The organism is Psychrobacter sp. FME6 (assembly GCF_014861365.1).
Classification (GTDB): domain Bacteria; phylum Pseudomonadota; class Gammaproteobacteria; order Pseudomonadales; family Moraxellaceae; genus Psychrobacter.
The window spans coordinates 1-16,665 of the sequence record NZ_RRYW01000070.1 but is presented as its reverse complement, the minus strand read 5'-3'; the positions used below and the strand labels follow the sequence as shown (position 1 = coordinate 16,665).

Below are 16,665 nucleotides of genomic sequence, written 5' to 3'. Positions count from 1 at the left end.
AAAACTCACCGACCAGTTCCATGCAAATAATCTCAGGATCACTCAGCTTTGGCGCATAACCTGCCCCTCGCAAGGGTTTGGTGACGACTATTTTGTAATATTGCTCTACCATTAAATAGATATTGATGATAAATTCGTCTATGGGCATCTCATGACTCCGTTGTATTCTTGGTCGAAAACAATAGATTAGTGAGATGCTCTTCTTTTTTCAATCACTTTCGATGTTGAGAGTGGGGTAATAACAACAAATCACCACCGCTGCCTTTGTAGATTATCTACATAATCAGTTTTCCTCAGCCCACAGCTCCTCCTCTGTGGGCTCTTTTTTTGCCTAAAAACTATTGATTTATATAGCTTTGATTTTTCTATATATTGGATTGACTACCAATTTGACCACCATCTGCTCAAAACTTTGATAGGTTAACCACCAATAAAATAAACATACCTGCCATTTAGTTGACTAGGCTTTGAGTTTCAACATTTTCCAACATGCAGACATTTTTATAACCAGTATTTTTTAGTATTAACCGATGGGCTATGTACTGTTAGGTACATTCTATATATTCGTTTATCCAGCTATTATTTAATCAATACTATTATGAGCTTGCTACTTTCTTTCATGGGGTTGAATTGCTAATGATTGCACGCGCTCAATAATGGCGCTTAAATGCGTGCGTTTAGCTCGCATCAATTCGCACTTACTCCTTCTTAATGGCTATTACTTCCTCCGTTCCTTCAGCTCATGCTTTTCTGATTTTGCCCTAGCTGCTTTTCCTTCTGCATTGGACTCTGCCCAAACTGCACGTGCTTTTGCGTACGCTTCTGCCCTTGCTGCTTTTTCTTTTACCATAGCTATTTTCTCTTCTGCCCTAGCTGCTTCTATTTTTGCAATGGCTGCGTCTGCGTCTGCAATAGCTTCTGTCCTAGCTGCATGTGCTTTTGTGTATGCTTCTGCACTAGGGTTTATGGCTGCAGCCATGACATATTCATTATTGGCATTTGCTACTCCAAAGGTAAAAACAGCCAAAATTATTACACCTGATAGAAATGTGAATAATCGGTTTAATGCTTTCATAATACCTACTACCTTAAAGTTGGTGCAAACACAATCGCTATATAAGTTATCTAAATTATTAAGCAAGTTTGTTTTGTCCGATCTTAGCTTACTTATTTCATGCTCTTTTTATGGACTCTAATTATTATTTTAATTACCTCACTATGGGGAGGGTAGCAAGCAAAAAGGCTGTTAAAAAAGTTGCATCCTGTTAAACTTAATCGTATTTGAAATATCACCATGCGCGTTTGAAACGCCTCTCCATTGATATTTGACTGCCTAATCTTTCTTTATCTTAAACGGCTCTGAGAATTGTAGGATTAAAAAACCAACCGCAGACAATATAATGGCAATCTCATAACGACCGTACGCCACCGAAATACCAATAGCGCCCGTATTCCATAAGCTTGCTGCTGTTGCAGTACCTTTTGAGCCTTTCTCATTTTTGAAAATCGCCCCACCACCGATAAACCCCATACCCGTAATAATCGCATACATGATTCTCGCCTCACCAGCCGAATCATAAATATCCCGACCAACCAACATAAAAGCACAGGAAGCAATGGTGACCAAAGGAAATGTCCTAAGCCCTGCGCCATTGTCTTTCATTTCGCGGTTCAGAGCGATTGGCAATGACAATATAAAAGCGATGCCCAACTGAAAAAAATGATAGCCCAGTAGCTCTAAATCTATGTCAAATCCAAACATCATTTATTGCCTTTTTATTTTGGAAAAATACGCTTATCTTGCTTTATTAAGCACCTCAATGGTCTGTTTTGCCATTTGATAGCAGCTTTCGATATTGCCCTGTGCACACCAATCGCCACTGACAATCCATTGGCGCTGCTTATCTACTAATATGCCTGATTTTTGGTTGTTAGTGCTGTTGTTGTCTTTATTTTTGTGCTCAACCAGTGTTGCCGCATAACGCCAGCGATGACAGTCTATTTGGCTAGGAGTATTAGCATTATTCCAGTTGAGAGCCTGCTGTGCTGCTTGCAACAGTTGTGCTTGGATTGACTCGATATCATCATCGACATGCGCCTCCGACCAGTCATTGCGCGCATGGATAGTGACACTGGGTAGTAGCTCAGCATGGGCAGGTTTTTGATGCTCAATAAATATTCTATCGAGAATAGACTCATTCAAATAAGCAACATCCCACTGCGATATTGATGGGTTGCTTAAGTTGTTTAATGTCTCTGGTAGTTGAGTAATATCATCCCAGCCTAACATCAAGGTATAGCATGCCAGCATCTGTGCTTCGGTAATCTTGGTTTGCTCACCAAAGCCGCTATCTGCCATTAGCTCTATAGCTTGTCCATTTGGCGCGGTACAAATCACCCAATCAAAATGACCTAGACTGGCGCCATCTTCATCAAACAGCTCGGTTTTTTTATCGACGTTATCTGCCAAATGATGGTTATACTCTGCCAATGGGGCAACACGAGTTTTAAATTTTATAGTTGTGTGCGTTAGTTCTTCGGCCAATGTCCGTCCCCAACTGGTCATTTTGGGAGTGCTGATATAGCGGGCTTGCGTGGTATTCCATTGTTCCTTTTTTTGCCTGTCTGATGATTGAGTAGCATCGCTCGTTTCAGTAGCAGTCGCTGGCGTTAAATCGATCACTTGCGCGCGCCACTGTTGCAGCAATCCTGTGTCCAACCAAGGCGTGATAAATTGTTGAAAGCTATTAGTCTTGGCGGTAAAAAATTGCGCCCCAAATGCCCATTGCCAGTTTTTACCAGTATGACTATCGGTACGATAGCGCGTGGCTAAACGCCCAACGCTTCGAGACTTTTCAAAGACAGTAATGTGCGGACTGCTGGGTTTGTCTTGATTGTGGCTGCGGTTTTGTTCTTGGGTTTGGTTTTGAGTGAAGGCACGCTCTAATAATGTGGCCGTAAACAGTCCGGTTAGACCGCCACCAATGATGGCTATCTTCGGTGAAGCAATATCAGTCGCGTGTAAAGATTGATGCGTCATGGTGACAGTCGCCTTTATTAAGTATAGTCAGTGAGAAGTAATATCGCTACATCACGTACTGCAGGTACTGTTGGTATCAATATCATCTACGTAAAAAAGCCATGCTACCTTCAATAACATGGCTTTTTAAAATTTGAACATTGGCATTTAGAATGATTGGATTTTAGCTGCTTAGTATTTAAAAGAACGGCTAAAGCTACTCTCCTCGAGATGCTTTGACCACCTCGACCAATCGATTAATCACCGAGCTATCAGCAAGGGTCGATAAATCACCCAAACCAACGTATTGCCCCGCCGCTAGGTTGCGTAAGATACGGCGCATAATTTTACCCGAGCGAGTTTTGGGTAGCGCATCGACGATGAGGATAGAATCCAAGTTGGCAATCGGTCCAATCTCAGCGCGTACATGTCGATTGAGCTCAGCTTTTAGCGCTTCTGTTTCTTCTTCGCCAGACTTTAGGATAATAAAGGCACAAATTCCCATGCCTCGAACGTCATGCGGCATACCAACCACCGCCGCTTCAGCCGTGGCAGGATGGGCGACCACCGCACTCTCAACTTCTGCCGTACCTAAACGATGCCCTGAGACGTTGAGTACATCATCGACACGACCGGTAATCCAGTAGTGCCCATCTTCGTCACGCTGCGCCCCATCACCGGTAAAATAATAGCCCGGATATTCAGTAAAGTAGGTTTTTAAAAAGCGCTCATGGTCATTATAAATCGTACGCATTTGCCCCGGCCAGCTACTATTAATCGCCAAGTTACCCGCAGCCGAGCCTTCTAATATCACCCCATCACTATCCACCACTTCTGGTTTGATACCATATAAGGGGTTCATCGCTGCACCCGGTTTTAGCGCAACTGTACCTGGGATTGGAGCCAGTAAGATACCGCCCGTCTCAGTCTGCCACCAGGTATCAACGATTGGGCACTTGCCGCCGCCAACGACATTATAATACCAATCCCACGCCTCTGGATTAATCGGCTCACCGACCGTGCCAAGAAGTCGCAGACTTGAGCGATCCGATTCACGAACAAAGGCATCGCCCTCTTTCATCATCGCTCGAATAGCCGTCGGTGCAGTGTATAAAACAGACACATTGTGCTTATCGACAATACGGCCGATACGAGCCCATGTTGGGTATTCTGGAACCCCTTCAAACATCACTGTGGTCGTGCCATTGGCCAGCGGTGCATAAGTCGCATAGGTATGACCGGTGACCCAGCCGACATCCGCTGTACACCAATAGACATCATCTTCTTTGATATCAAAGACATCGCGGAAAGTAGACAAAGCATAAGTGATATAACCACCCGTGGTATGCAATACGCCTTTAGGCTTACCAGTGGAGCCGGAGGTGTATAATAAAAACAGCGGATCTTCGGCATTCATCACTTCAGGTTCACAATGCTTTGACTCACCATCGATCAAATTATGATACCAAACATCACGGCGGCCACTCATCGGCACAGAGTTGCCAGTACGGTGCACGACGATGACATTGGTCACGCTATCAGTGCCATCCATATCAAGCGCGCGATCGACATTGGCTTTGAGCGGCGTGTGTTTGTTACCGCGCAAACCTTCATCCGCAGTAATGATAACTTTTGAGCGACTGTCTATTAAGCGATTGCCCAAACTTTCAGCAGAGAAACCACCAAATACCACTGAATGCACCGCCCCGATGCGGGTACAGGCCAACATTGCTATCATGGCTTCGGGTATCATCGGCATATATAAGGTGACGCGGTCGCCCTTTTCGACCCCAAGCTTGCGTAATGAGTTACCCAAACGGCAGACCGCTTCAAACAACTCTTTAAAAGAGATTATTTTATGTAATGAAGGGTGATCGCCCTCCCAGATGATGGCTGGTTTGTACGGGGTTTTTTTGACATGGCGATCGAGACAGTTGACAGAAATATTTAGCTCACCGTCTTCGAACCATTTGATGCGAAAATCATCTAAATCATAATTAACATCGCTGATTTTAGTGGGTTTTTTTATCCAATCAATTAGCTCAGCACGCTCAGCCCAAAAGGCATCTGTCGCCTCAGGAGATTCGATAGATTTCTCGTAGTCTTGGCGATATTGTTCGGCGCTAATATTGGCAGCAGCGATGAATTCAGCCGCAATAGGAAATGATTTCTGGGTCATAGTGGTTATCCTTTTTTAATTATTATGACCTGTACTAACAGTCGTTGATAACGAAGGCATGCGCAGGTTATAAGAGTCATCTTCCATAATGTCTGACCCTTAAGGATAGTTTGACAAATAAGCGGAATAGTTGCAAGACATCAACGGCTAATCACAACAATATCACTGTATAGCGGTGTACTTGATAATACCCTCTTATTTTATCGGTAGGCTCATGATTTGCAGTTATTTTTCAAGTAATAGCATTGCATCGTTTTTACAATGAATCTACTATATAAAGAATGTATCACAGCGCTATTTAATCCTTGTAACCTGACATAAAACATGGGCAATAGCACCCCTAAAGGCATCACTATATAAGCAGTTCTAAATAAAACCGATACACTGCTAGCCACAGTGCTACCGTTATAAATTTTTCTTGCTTGCTGTGCCTACGCCGACAGAGGCAGCGAAAAATTTACTCCAGTAGCACTCGTATCAGTTTTAAGCTGAATCAACTATATTGGTGGCAAACTATATTGGTGGCAAACTATATTAGTAACAAACCATATAGACAACTCTCTATTTTTTGTATAAAACACGCTACTTATCTTATTTTTCGTTTTCAATTTTAATCTCTACTTTTTAAAGCTTATCGCTTTTTGGAAAAACCGCCATGAACCATCCTCGCAATGCACCTCAAAATAACCATTACGATGTCATTATCATCGGCGCGGGTGCGTCTGGATTATATTGTGCGCTCACGGCGGGTCGCCGTGGTCGCCGCGTATTAGTGCTCGACCATGCCAATAAAGCGGGCAAAAAAATCCTGATGTCAGGTGGCGGTCGTTGCAACTTTACCAATTACTTCGTTGAGCCTGAGCATTTTATCGGCAGCAATCCACATTTTTGCAAATCATCGCTCAGTCGTTATCCTAGCTGGGAGTTTATTGGCATGGTTGAGCAGCATAAAATCCCCTACCACGAGCGTGAACACGGTCAGTTATTTTGTGATGACTCAGCACAAGATATTTTGACCATGCTGCTTGATGAATGTGCCGCCGTCGGTGTGCAAGTAAAGCTCAACACTCACATTGAAAGCGTACAAGTGAGCGACAACAATGAAAACACTCGCTTTCAGTTAATAACCAGCAAGCAGCTCAGTAAAAAAGAGAAACAAGAGAGAAAAGAGTCGAACCATCAAACCAAGCTACCGCAAACAGGTTATCGCTGTGAGTCTTTGGTGGTGGCGACTGGTGGCCTATCCATTCCAACGTTGGGCGCTAGTGGCTTTGGGTATGAATTGGCGCAGCAGTTCGGCCATACTCTCATAACCACTGATGCTAGTTTAGTGCCTTTTACCTTTACCGATAAAACCGGTGAGCTGATTCGTTCGCTTGCTGGAATCAGCCTACCAGTGATTGCTAGTAATGAGCGCATCTCATTTAAACTGCCGCTGTTATTTACCCATCGCGGACTATCTGGCCCTGCGATGCTGCAACTATCAAACTATTGGCATATCGGCGAAACCATTAGCATTAATCTGCTACCTGATAGTGATGTGACTGCGCTTTTGCTTGCGCATAAAAAATCACATCCCAAACAACTTATCCGCACAGTTCTGGCGGACTATACAGATGGTGCGTTGCCTAAAAAGCTGCTGGCCGCACTACAAACGCATCTATGGGAAGATATCAAAGATACCGAGCTTGCCAATATTAAAGATGAGCGTTTAATAGAGCTGGGCGCAACGCTCAACGGCTGGCAACTTAAGCCTTCTGGTACCGAAGGTTATCGTACTGCTGAAGTGACGCGTGGCGGCATCAAAACCGATGAAGTCTCGTCAAAAACCATGCAGAGTAATTATCAAGACGGGCTGTACTTCATCGGTGAAGTGCTTGATGTGACTGGCTGGCTTGGTGGTTATAACTTCCAGTGGGCGTGGGCAAGTGGTTTCGTTTGCGGTGAAGTGGTTTAACTGTAACGAATAGACTGGATTTAAATTGACTTTTATCTCAGCCAAACACTTGATAACTGTTAAAATAAGCATAATATAGATTGATATAAATTTAGGACGGCTTAACAGTGTCCAGTTTTTAATATTAATAAAATTATTGGTATTAAATAATATGCTTAGGCTTATGAGGTGATAAATGCGCTCAATCAAACATATCCATAATGAAAAAGAACCACATTGGGTCGGCGACGGTTTTTATGTAAAAACCCTAGTGAATCACCTTGAGGGTAGCCCTGACTTTAATTACCATCATACCGACCCGTTTTTACTATTAGATTACGGTAAACCTACCAGCTTCGAGCCAAACCCCAACTATGAGTCGCAGCCACACGGCGTGGGTCAGCATCCGCACAAAGGCTTTGAGACGGTCACTATCGCCTATGCAGGAGAAGTCAGTCATGGCGATTCGACCGGCGGCTATGGTGTGATTCAAGAAGGTGATGTGCAATGGATGACGGCTGGACGCGGCATTATGCACGAAGAGTTTCATTCGCCAGAATTTGGGCAGCGTGGCGGTGACTTTAGTATGGTGCAATTATGGGTCAATCTCCCAAGCAGCCACAAGCTGACTGACCCTAAATATCAAACCCTTAAACGTGCTGAGCTGCCTGTCATTGACTTAACCGATAATGGAAATACAGATTTTCAAAATACAGGCTTTGAGAAAAAAGGTTCTGATATTAAAAGCTCTAAAATTAAAGCTACTATTGGCAAAGTAGCCATTATTGCAGGTGAATGGCAAGAGACGACAGGCGCAGCAAGCACCTTTACTCCTATTAATTTATGGGATATCGAATTGCATAGCGCAGGGTCAACGACGCTGCAAGTACCCAACACGCACAATGTCATGATATTGGTCCAAGAAGGCGAGCTACTTATTAATGATACAGCAGTAGCAGCGGGTAGCCTGATTCAGTTTACAGCACCGACTGACAGTGATACAAATTCTACAAATGCATCATCAGTGATGCAGGCAAACGATACGATCGAACTCACTTACCCTAAAGTACCTACTGATAAGCAAGCGCCAAGTCCTGTTAAATTACTACTGTTAAGTGGCGAGCCTATCGGTGAACCGATTGCAGGCTACGGACCGTTTGTGATGAACACAGAAGCGGAGTTAAAACAAACGTTTCGTGACTATCAAACCGGTAACTTTGGAAAATAGCTGACGTTAAAACACTTTAAAAACGGTACCTGCAGTACGTGATGTATGGTTTATTGATATTAATTTTCACTGATTATAGTGCAATATAGTTAAGTTGAATAATTAAAAAAGCCACCTTGCTAATAATAGCAAGGTGGCTTTTTTGGCTTTTACTCTATTTTAGTAAAGTGACTTAAGGTCTAAACGATTATGCTTGGTTTAAAAATGGATAATCGGTATAGCCCTCTGTGCCGCCACCATAAAAGCTTTGTGGTTGCTGCTCATTGAGCGGTGCGCCTTCGCGGATACGCTCAGCCAAGTCAGGATTGGCAATATAGTCACGACCAAAGGCAACCGCATCGATATAACCATCGTTGATATTTTTCTCTGCTTTTTCAGCGGTATAACCACCAGCGGCGATAATCATTTGACCAAAGGCATCGCGAACGCGCTGACGGAATTCGTTGCTATACGGTGTACCGCCTGCCCAATCAGGCTCAGATAGATGCAGATACATGATTCCACGTTTATTAATCTGCTCGACCATCCAAATGTTTTCGTCTTCATGATAACCGGCTTCGACATTATTGAAAGTACCAAGCGGTGAAATACGAATACCGACATGGTCAGCATCCCATGCATTCACACAAGCATCGATGACAGCCAGCGTCAAGCGCGCACGGTTCTCACGGCTACCGCCGTAGTCATCATCACGCTTATTGGTATGTTCAGCCCAAAATTGATGCAACAGATAGCCATGCGCACCGTGAATCTCTACCCCATCAAAACCTGCTTCTTTGGCATTTTTGGTGGCAAGACCAAAGTCAGCGATGACTTGCTGTATTTCATCCAGTGTCGCAGGACGTGGTGGCGTCGCATCCGCACGAATCGCTTGGTTATTACTATCACGCAACGTAGTACGTACGCCAACTTCAACATCAGAGGCAGAGATAGGCGCTTTGCCGTCAGGTTGGACACTTTCATGGGCGACCAAACCCGTGTGCCATAACTGTACGACGATTTTGCCGCCTTTTGCATGGACATTATCGACGATGGTTTTCCATGCCGTCGTTTGGTCTTCGGTATGAATGCCAGGCGCGCCCGCATAGCCTTTTGCCTGAAAAGATACCTGCGTCGCTTCGGTAATCACTAACCCTGCACCGCTACGCTGCGAGTAATATTCGCTAGCGAGCGCCGTAGGAACATCACCCGGCTCGACTGCACGTAAGCGCGTTAATGGTGCCATGATTATGCGGTTTTTTAACGTCTGGATGCCCATTTTGACGGGTTCGAATAAATTATCGTGTGCCATAAAAAGCCTTGTTTGTTGTTATAAAACCCTATTGGCGGGTTTATTACTCATAAGTAAATAGCGCTTAGTATTTTGTCTTTAATTACAAATGAATTGATCTTTACATGAACATAAATCGCTAAGCAGCTATTGGTCAGCCGTGTTCTTTATAAGGATAATTGCGGCTATTCCAAGCAAAACTTACAAACAAAAACAGCGTCACACGTATATTTGCAACTTTTAAAAACTCACTATTTATGTGCACTTATAAGCCTATTAAGATAATAGAGTGAGTGAATTTTAATGACCAACAGACCATTTTTAATTCATAGTATTTTTACGACTTTAGCATCTTTTTAATCGACAGCTCTAACGACAAATACGTACCAAACAATATTACCATTGAGCCAACGATGGCTTGGATATCAAGCGCTTCGTCAAGCAACAAATAACCAAAAATAATGGCGAAAATCGGAATTACTAAGGTAATACTGGTCGCCCGCGTCGGGCCGATATTTTTAATCAATTGGTTCATAAAAATCAGGGCGATGGCGGTTGAAAACACACCGATACAAATCACTGATAGCCAAGCTTTCATGCTGATACTTTTGCCATAGGGGAATTCATATAACGCCACTGGTAGCATCATTATACTGGCGATAATGAGCGACCCTGCGGTAATTGCCACTGGTGAGACGTTATCCAAATAGTTTCTAGTAATATTGGCCCCGACCGCATAACCGACACAGGCCAATAGCGCATAACCCATGGGCAATAATCCTGCGGCGACATCTGTCCCCTGCCCGTTACCGCCAAACAAACTCTCACTCATCAAAATAGTCACACCAATCACACCGATGAGCAAGCCAAAAATTTGTTTCTTGGATAGTTTGTCTTTAAAAAAAGTACTGGCGATCAAGCCACTGATCATCGGTACAGACGCATTGAGCACCGCCAACACGCCAGCATTTACTGAGCGCGCCGAAAAAGAGAACAGCATGAATGGCAAGGCGGCGGAGAATATACCAACCAACGCCAGCAGCTTCCAATGCTCTCGAATCCCCACTCTGTTTTTTTTATTTAGCAGTATAAAGGCCAGCATAACCAGCCCAGCAAATATCACCCGCAAGCTGGCAAAGGCCAACGAGCCAAACTCAGGCACGCCAATGCGATAAAATATAAAAGACAGCGACCACATAAAGGACAGGGTTATAAAAGTAATGAGGTCGCGTTTGGACATGGGATCTTTCCTATCAAGCGTTTGAAAATGGGGCGTAAAAAAACCACGATGATAACTTTTTAAGTGCTCAATAGGTGTTGTTTTTTTATACTGCTCGCAGGTTTTTCTATAGCTTAAATTTTTCCAAAATAAAATCGATATCCTTATCGCTGCACCCTGATAAATTAGAGGCGGTATAGCGCCATATAGATTCTGATTATTGGGCCATACCGCGCGAGTTTAAAAGATAATAATCGCATCAACATCCGCTTTGTAAACTCAATTTATACTGATGGGTCATAGGAGTAATCAGGCAAAAGCAACAAATAAGAAACCTATGTTTGCTAATATAGCGCTGTCTTACTTTAAACTGCAGCAATCACTTTTATATATAGCCAACTTTACGAGCAAAAACGCTGACCATTAGGACATAGCATGCAACGACGTCAACTGATTAAAGCCATGGGTCTGAGCTTAGGCGCTATCGGTACCTCCGCTGCGGTGAGTGGCTGCCAAACGCTTGCAAAGCAGCCAAAACTACCCAATACAATTACCCAAGCGGGGCACTTTCCTAATATTATCGTTGGTAGTGGCTATGGCGGCGCGGTATCAGCGCTACGGTTAAGCGAAAAAGGTCATAAAGTATTGATACTGGAGATGGGTATGCGCTGGGATCGCACCTCCAAGCACGATACCTTTTGTAAAATGATCAACGCTGACGAACGCTCAAGCTGGTTTAGCAATTGGCCGAATGCGCCCATAACTATTCCGATTCCCATTAAAAAATATCCCGGCGTTCTAGACTTAATCGAATATGACGATATGAAAGTGTTTGCCGGACGCGCTTACGGTGGTGGCTCTATCGTCAATGGTGCGATTGCCATTCAGACCAGACGTTCGCACTTTGAAGCGGTATTTCCGTGGATTGATGCTGACGAGATGTACGACACTTACTTTCCTCGCGCCATGAGGGAACTCAAAGTTAGCCAAATTCCTGAATCGTTTTTTAATGAGTCCGAGCATTATGAGTTTACTCGTGCTGCTGAACGCCAAGCGTCGAGAGCCGGACTTAAAACCGAATTTTTCGGTAATAGCTATGACTTTGACTATATGCAAAAGGAAGCGCGTGGTGAAGTCTATAAATCAGGACTGGGCGGCGAAGTCATTTATGGCAATAACGCTGGCAAGTTCTCACTGGACTTAACCTACCTAAAAAATGCCGAAGCCACTGGCAATGTATCGGTCAAAACCTTACGCAAAGTTAATAGCATCCAAGCGCTCGATAACGACCAGCTGCGCTTAGAAGTTCACGTCATTAATAAAACTGGCGGCATTGATAAAGTTGAGCATTACACCTGCGATAAGCTATTTCTTAATGCGGGCAGTACTGGCACCTCAGAGTTGCTGCTTAAAAGCCAAGCTGAAGGAAAGTTAAACCATCTAGACCAGCATATTGGACAGCATTGGGGTCCCAACGGCAATATCATGACTGGCCGAAATTTCGTCCACGCCGCTGGTACCACCCAATCCACCATTCCGGTCAAAGCCATCAATATGTGGGATGGTGATAGAGATGGCTCAAAGTATAAAATCTTTGCTGAGCTCGCGCCATTGCCGTTAGGACTTGAAACGTGGACGACGCTATACCTTGCCATCACCGACAATCCAGAACGTGGCAACTATTACTATGATAAAACCTCAAAAACCGTCAAGCTTAACTGGAAACGTAAGCAAAACGAATATTCAGTAAATGCCGCTAAAGAGCTGTTAGATAAGCTCGCCAAAGCCAATGGCGGCTCTACCTCAAGCTTGCTATTTAACAAAGGCTTCGGCGATGACTTTTGCTATCACCCACTCGGTGGCTGCGTATTAGGCAAAGCGACCGATGAGGTTGGGCGCGTCAAAGGGCACGAAAATATCTATGTGCAAGATGGGGCGTTGATTCCTGGTAGCGCTGGGGTCAATCCGTATGTCTTTATTACCGGACTTGCCGAGCGTAATATGACAAGTATTTTGAAGGAAGATTTTGGTTAGGTTGTTGAAGCTTTTCAAAAGTTAGAAGTATGAAAAACGCTCTTGAAGAGCGTTTTTTATTGTTAGATTTGGTGGAGTTTATATTCTCCAACCCCGCATCGACAACAATGACCGTATCTCATTTATCCAACTTACACAGAGGCGATACCCCAGTTATTGCGAAGCGATTCTAGCTTTGGAATGACGCATGACTCATGCTCATTGTTCGCTGCTACAAAGATAGAAACTTCATCCCCTGTTCTTTTATCGCTTATAATTGAGAAGTCCGTGGTTAATGACTCTCCTATCACTTTATTACCATTTCTCGTTTCATACTCATAATGCACGATGACACCTTGTCCTAAACTGATAATAGGAATGGCGTATTTTGGCATCATAGAAACGATACGTGCCGTAGCGACTTGCCCGTACTTGTAGAGTTTTAGCTCTTTTCTAGTGCTAATAAATAAATAAATTAAAAATGGCATGCCAAATAGTAAGAACGGTATAGGTATCAGAAAAAGCAACACCACTGGAAAGCGGTAAGGCTTTAAATTCTGTATGATTGATTGACCATTTAGTTCTTTAATAGCTAGATTATTGCCAACCTGGAGATCTTCGATCCTTTTACCTTCCAGAACTTTGTATTTAGATCTAACTGCCTCATTATTTTTGAGGTATTGGTATGAGATGATTGTCGGATGAATATCGTTTATGGTTACGTTGCTTTCGACCTCAATATTAGTGACTTCAGCGCTCGTTTTTATACCTTGAGAGTCGATTAAATCATAGTCTATTTTTGGGCTATCATTACCCGTAAAAGAGAATATCAGGGTGAAAATAACAGCCATCAGCAAGGCAAAAAAAGAAAATATTAATCCAAAAAATAGTGCAATCGGCTTCTTTTTTAGAAGGCTCATTTTAGTAGAGAACTTGACTTTCCTTGGTGTACTATTCATTTTTGAGTGTCACTATTTTAATAATGAGTGTTTTATGGGCGATTCTACTACGTTATAGAGCCCTATTTTAGTAGGCATTAATCCAATATAAAATCGCTCAAACGTATCTTAGGTAGCATTATACCTAGTCATTCCATAAAGTCAGTAAAAGATATAGATTATTTGCCAACTTTTTTCTATTTTTTTAACCTATATAAAATAATAGTTAATTTTAAAACTTTTAAACTCACACCCTAAAAAAGGATAAATAAATGAAACTACGCATCTTAAAGTCTGCCGTGACCAACCCTTGGTTTAACCTCGCCACTGAGGATTGGATATTTAATACGCTCAATCCCGACTCACACACGCTGTTCTTATGGCGCAATAGCGAGACCGTGGTCATTGGGCGCTCGCAAAATCCCTGGGTAGAATGCAAAATCGATAAGATGAAAGCTGACGAGGTGTTTTTGGCGCGGCGGCAAAGTGGTGGCGGCGCGGTATTTCATGACTTGGGCAATACCAACTTTACCTTTTTATCACCCAAAGACGACTATGACCAAGAAGCCAACTTTACTATCATTATCAATGCGCTAAAGAAATTAGGTATAGACGCGGATTTATCTGGTCGTAACGATATGCAAGTCGGTGATAAAAAAATATCAGGCAGCGCCTTTAAACATGCCGCCGATCGCAGTTTTCATCACGGGACTTTACTGGTCAATGCCAATATGCAAAAACTGGGCGATTATCTCAATCCGCACCCGCTTAAGCTGAAAGCCAAAGGCATCAAATCGGTACGCGCTCGCGTCGCTAACTTAGTAGAATTTAACGAGGAAATCAATCACGAAACCTTATCCGAAGCCATTATCGAGGCGTTTTGTGAATATCATGGTAATACTGCGCCAGTAGAAGAATTGGATGAAGCCAGCCTCGCCAAGCAGCCTAATCTTAATAAATACTATCAGCAAATGGCAGATTGGGATTGGCGCTTTGGCAAGACGCCTGAATTTACCCATCATATTGAAACGCGCTTTGATTGGGGCATTATTGATTGTCACCTTGATGTGAAGCAAGCAGTGATACGCGAGGTGGTTATTTTCTCTGATGCACTAAATGTTGAGCTGATTGACCTATTAAAAGACGCGCTGACTGGCATCAAATACAACAAAGTCGATATTAAAAACAAGCTCGATGACTTAGCCAAAGCGCATGCTGAATTGGCAGCGCAAATTGATGATGTGTCTAAGTGGATGATTAGTGAGATGGGAGGTTAGATTTTTGCTTGTATTAATACTGATTAAAGAGTCTCAAGTCTTTACTACCGTCAATCACCTTTATACTTTGCGCAGGCTGAGCTTGCCATATAGATTACACCTTTAGACAACTTAAGTTTGATATTTAACGCTCTAGCCATCTATAATGTGATGCAAATAATAGATCCGCGATAAAAGTCCAAACTTTAAACGCTTAAGCAAGGTAGCACTATGGCAGCCTATATCACAGTTGGCGCAAAGACCTCTCACGGTGGGACGGTCATCTCCGGCTCACCGCACACCACTCATAACGGTATCCCAATCTCGCGTATAGGCGATAAAGTTATTTGTAAAAAATGCAAAAAGGTCACCACTATTCTTAGTGGTGATGCATCTTTTATCGTCGATGGCGCACCCATTGCACGTGGCGGCGATGTCACTAGCTGCGGCGCTAAACTAATTGCTAGTCAGCAGTCGTTTGCAGAGTCAGGATTTGATGTAGGCAGTATTGCGCAGGCAGCGCCTTTGGCGTTTCCGAAGTCGGAGCCAGAGGCTTTGTTTGGGAATAGCTTTGTAGAGGATGATGAGGAAGAACCTGAAGAGGTTCATTTTTCTATTGAATTTATCGAGTTCAGTAATGAAGGTGGTTATTTAGATAGTTATGCTTCAGAAGACGACTTTAGCAATATTGCAGTCGATGAATACAATAACGAAGGAGATTATTTAGGTAGCTATGATTTAGCAGATAAACCAAGCAATTTATCAGCAAGCACCTCAGGATTTGGAAACTATAATCCATCCAACCCAAATATGAAGTGGGATCCCGATATGAATCGGATGATGCCTAACAGAACAGCACCTAAGAACAACGGTGTTAACTCTAATCTACCTTGGTATAAACAAAACGGAAATAAAAACAAAGCGATTGCACTTGCAGATGAAATTGGTCAAAGCATGTCTAATAGTGTACATTCGACTGCTAAAAGCTACGAAAGAAGAGCAGGTAAATTAGCTAAGGAAACAGTTGAAGTTGCCAAGCATACTCAAAATGCAATGATTGTAAATCTTGGTATTATAGAAGCTGGATTTAAGGATTTCCCCGAGAGAACTAAGGCATCAGCAGCAACTGCTATGCTGCGATTCGGCCAAAGATCGAACGTAGACTTTATATATATCGCAGGTGGCGCGGGTGTTAAACATTTTGGTATTGATATAGGAATGTCTGTAAACGTTCATAACGGGAACGTATATGAGCCCGTAATAGCAAATGCTAACCTTAATACTAATAAAGCGCCATCTATTAGTGTTCAAGTAGGGGTTGGACGTATTATAAGCAGCAATACTGGTGATAATGTTAAAGCCACAGATGCCATACTATCAGGTCAAGGACATTCATACTCAGTCGAAGTTGGTCCAGCCAGTGCTGCTATTGAAACTACCAATGATGGTACAACAGTAGCAGGAAGTGGTGGTTTTGGTAAAAGTTGGACTGTTACAGGTTCCAACGGCAGCTCTACTATGGGTGCTAGTAAAGGTTCTACAAATATGGAACTATAGTCAGTTCAAAATAAAACTGTTATGGCCAGGACAAATATCATAAAATAATT

The 16,665-nt window shown here is 43.1% G+C and carries 12 protein-coding genes and 1 pseudogene; 5 read left to right on the top strand and 8 right to left on the bottom strand.

Features of this window, described 5'->3' with window-relative positions:
* From EI162_RS10340 to acs, 5 genes and pseudogenes are all read right to left on the bottom strand, one after another.
* A pseudogene (locus EI162_RS10340) lies at positions 1-148 on the bottom strand (IS982 family transposase); the annotation flags it as partial.
* Positions 149-718: 570 nt separating this feature from the next.
* Complete coding sequence (locus tag EI162_RS10335) at positions 719-1,075, bottom strand: hypothetical protein (protein WP_192524279.1); 357 nt, start codon at positions 1,073-1,075, stop codon at positions 719-721.
* Between the two features lie 258 nt (positions 1,076-1,333).
* Positions 1,334-1,762 (bottom strand): MgtC/SapB family protein, encoded by a 429-nt coding sequence (locus EI162_RS10330; RefSeq protein ID WP_192524280.1) that lies wholly within the window; start codon positions 1,760-1,762, stop codon positions 1,334-1,336.
* Between the two features lie 33 nt (positions 1,763-1,795).
* A complete protein-coding gene (locus tag EI162_RS10325; RefSeq protein WP_192524278.1) occupies positions 1,796-3,040 on the bottom strand; it encodes an NAD(P)/FAD-dependent oxidoreductase in 1,245 nt (414 codons plus the stop codon).
* 196 nt (positions 3,041-3,236) lie between these two features.
* Positions 3,237-5,198 (bottom strand): acetate--CoA ligase, encoded by a 1,962-nt coding sequence (gene acs, locus EI162_RS10320; protein ID WP_192524277.1) that lies wholly within the window; start codon positions 5,196-5,198, stop codon positions 3,237-3,239.
* Between the two features lie 655 nt (positions 5,199-5,853).
* On the opposite strand from acs, the gene EI162_RS10315 reads away from it, so the two are divergent.
* Complete coding sequence (locus EI162_RS10315; protein ID WP_192524276.1) at positions 5,854-7,155, top strand: NAD(P)/FAD-dependent oxidoreductase; 1,302 nt, start codon at positions 5,854-5,856, stop codon at positions 7,153-7,155.
* A gap of 175 nt (positions 7,156-7,330) precedes the next feature.
* Positions 7,331-8,362 carry a pirin family protein gene (locus tag EI162_RS10310; RefSeq protein ID WP_192524275.1) on the top strand — a complete coding sequence of 344 codons (1,032 nt, stop codon included), beginning with the start codon at positions 7,331-7,333 and terminating at the stop codon, positions 8,360-8,362.
* A gap of 187 nt (positions 8,363-8,549) precedes the next feature.
* Here EI162_RS10310 and EI162_RS10305 read toward each other — a convergent pair whose 3' ends face one another.
* Positions 8,550-9,653: an alkene reductase gene (locus tag EI162_RS10305; RefSeq protein WP_192524274.1), complete on the bottom strand. Its 1,104-nt coding sequence runs from the start codon at positions 9,651-9,653 to the stop codon at positions 8,550-8,552.
* Positions 9,654-9,969: 316 nt separating this feature from the next.
* Complete coding sequence (locus EI162_RS10300) at positions 9,970-10,872, bottom strand: DMT family transporter (protein WP_192524273.1); 903 nt, start codon at positions 10,870-10,872, stop codon at positions 9,970-9,972.
* A 414-nt stretch (positions 10,873-11,286) separates the two neighbouring features.
* Here EI162_RS10300 and EI162_RS10295 point away from each other — a divergent pair, with 414 nt between their 5' ends.
* Positions 11,287-12,885 carry a GMC oxidoreductase gene (locus tag EI162_RS10295; RefSeq protein WP_192524272.1) on the top strand — a complete coding sequence of 533 codons (1,599 nt, stop codon included), beginning with the start codon at positions 11,287-11,289 and terminating at the stop codon, positions 12,883-12,885.
* Positions 12,886-13,016: 131 nt separating this feature from the next.
* On the opposite strand, the gene EI162_RS10290 is transcribed toward EI162_RS10295, so the two are convergent.
* Positions 13,017-13,823 (bottom strand): hypothetical protein, encoded by an 807-nt coding sequence (locus EI162_RS10290; protein WP_192524271.1) that lies wholly within the window; start codon positions 13,821-13,823, stop codon positions 13,017-13,019.
* Positions 13,824-14,074: 251 nt separating this feature from the next.
* On the opposite strand from EI162_RS10290, the gene EI162_RS10285 reads away from it, so the two are divergent.
* Positions 14,075-15,079: a lipoate--protein ligase gene (locus tag EI162_RS10285; RefSeq protein WP_192524270.1), complete on the top strand. Its 1,005-nt coding sequence runs from the start codon at positions 14,075-14,077 to the stop codon at positions 15,077-15,079.
* Positions 15,080-15,289: 210 nt separating this feature from the next.
* Complete coding sequence (locus EI162_RS10280; RefSeq protein WP_192524269.1) at positions 15,290-16,615, top strand: PAAR domain-containing protein; 1,326 nt, start codon at positions 15,290-15,292, stop codon at positions 16,613-16,615.
* The last annotated feature ends 50 nt before the right edge of the window (positions 16,616-16,665 follow it).

Bases quoted from the DNA above. Each gene is read 5' to 3' on its own strand.
- EI162_RS10335 (WP_192524279.1), bottom strand. From the start codon at position 1,075: ATGAAAGCATTAAACCGATTATTCACATTTCTATCAGGTGTAATAATT.
- EI162_RS10330 (WP_192524280.1), bottom strand. From the start codon at position 1,762: ATGTTTGGATTTGACATAGATTTAGAGCTACTGGGCTATCATTTTTTT.
- EI162_RS10325 (WP_192524278.1), bottom strand. From the start codon at position 3,040: ATGACGCATCAATCTTTACACGCGACTGATATTGCTTCACCGAAGATA.
- acs (WP_192524277.1), bottom strand. From the start codon at position 5,198: ATGACCCAGAAATCATTTCCTATTGCGGCTGAATTCATCGCTGCTGCC.
- EI162_RS10315 (WP_192524276.1), top strand. From the start codon at position 5,854: ATGAACCATCCTCGCAATGCACCTCAAAATAACCATTACGATGTCATT.
- EI162_RS10310 (WP_192524275.1), top strand. From the start codon at position 7,331: ATGCGCTCAATCAAACATATCCATAATGAAAAAGAACCACATTGGGTC.
- EI162_RS10305 (WP_192524274.1), bottom strand. From the start codon at position 9,653: ATGGCACACGATAATTTATTCGAACCCGTCAAAATGGGCATCCAGACG.
- EI162_RS10300 (WP_192524273.1), bottom strand. From the start codon at position 10,872: ATGTCCAAACGCGACCTCATTACTTTTATAACCCTGTCCTTTATGTGG.
- EI162_RS10295 (WP_192524272.1), top strand. From the start codon at position 11,287: ATGCAACGACGTCAACTGATTAAAGCCATGGGTCTGAGCTTAGGCGCT.
- EI162_RS10290 (WP_192524271.1), bottom strand. From the start codon at position 13,823: ATGAATAGTACACCAAGGAAAGTCAAGTTCTCTACTAAAATGAGCCTT.
- EI162_RS10285 (WP_192524270.1), top strand. From the start codon at position 14,075: ATGAAACTACGCATCTTAAAGTCTGCCGTGACCAACCCTTGGTTTAAC.
- EI162_RS10280 (WP_192524269.1), top strand. From the start codon at position 15,290: ATGGCAGCCTATATCACAGTTGGCGCAAAGACCTCTCACGGTGGGACG.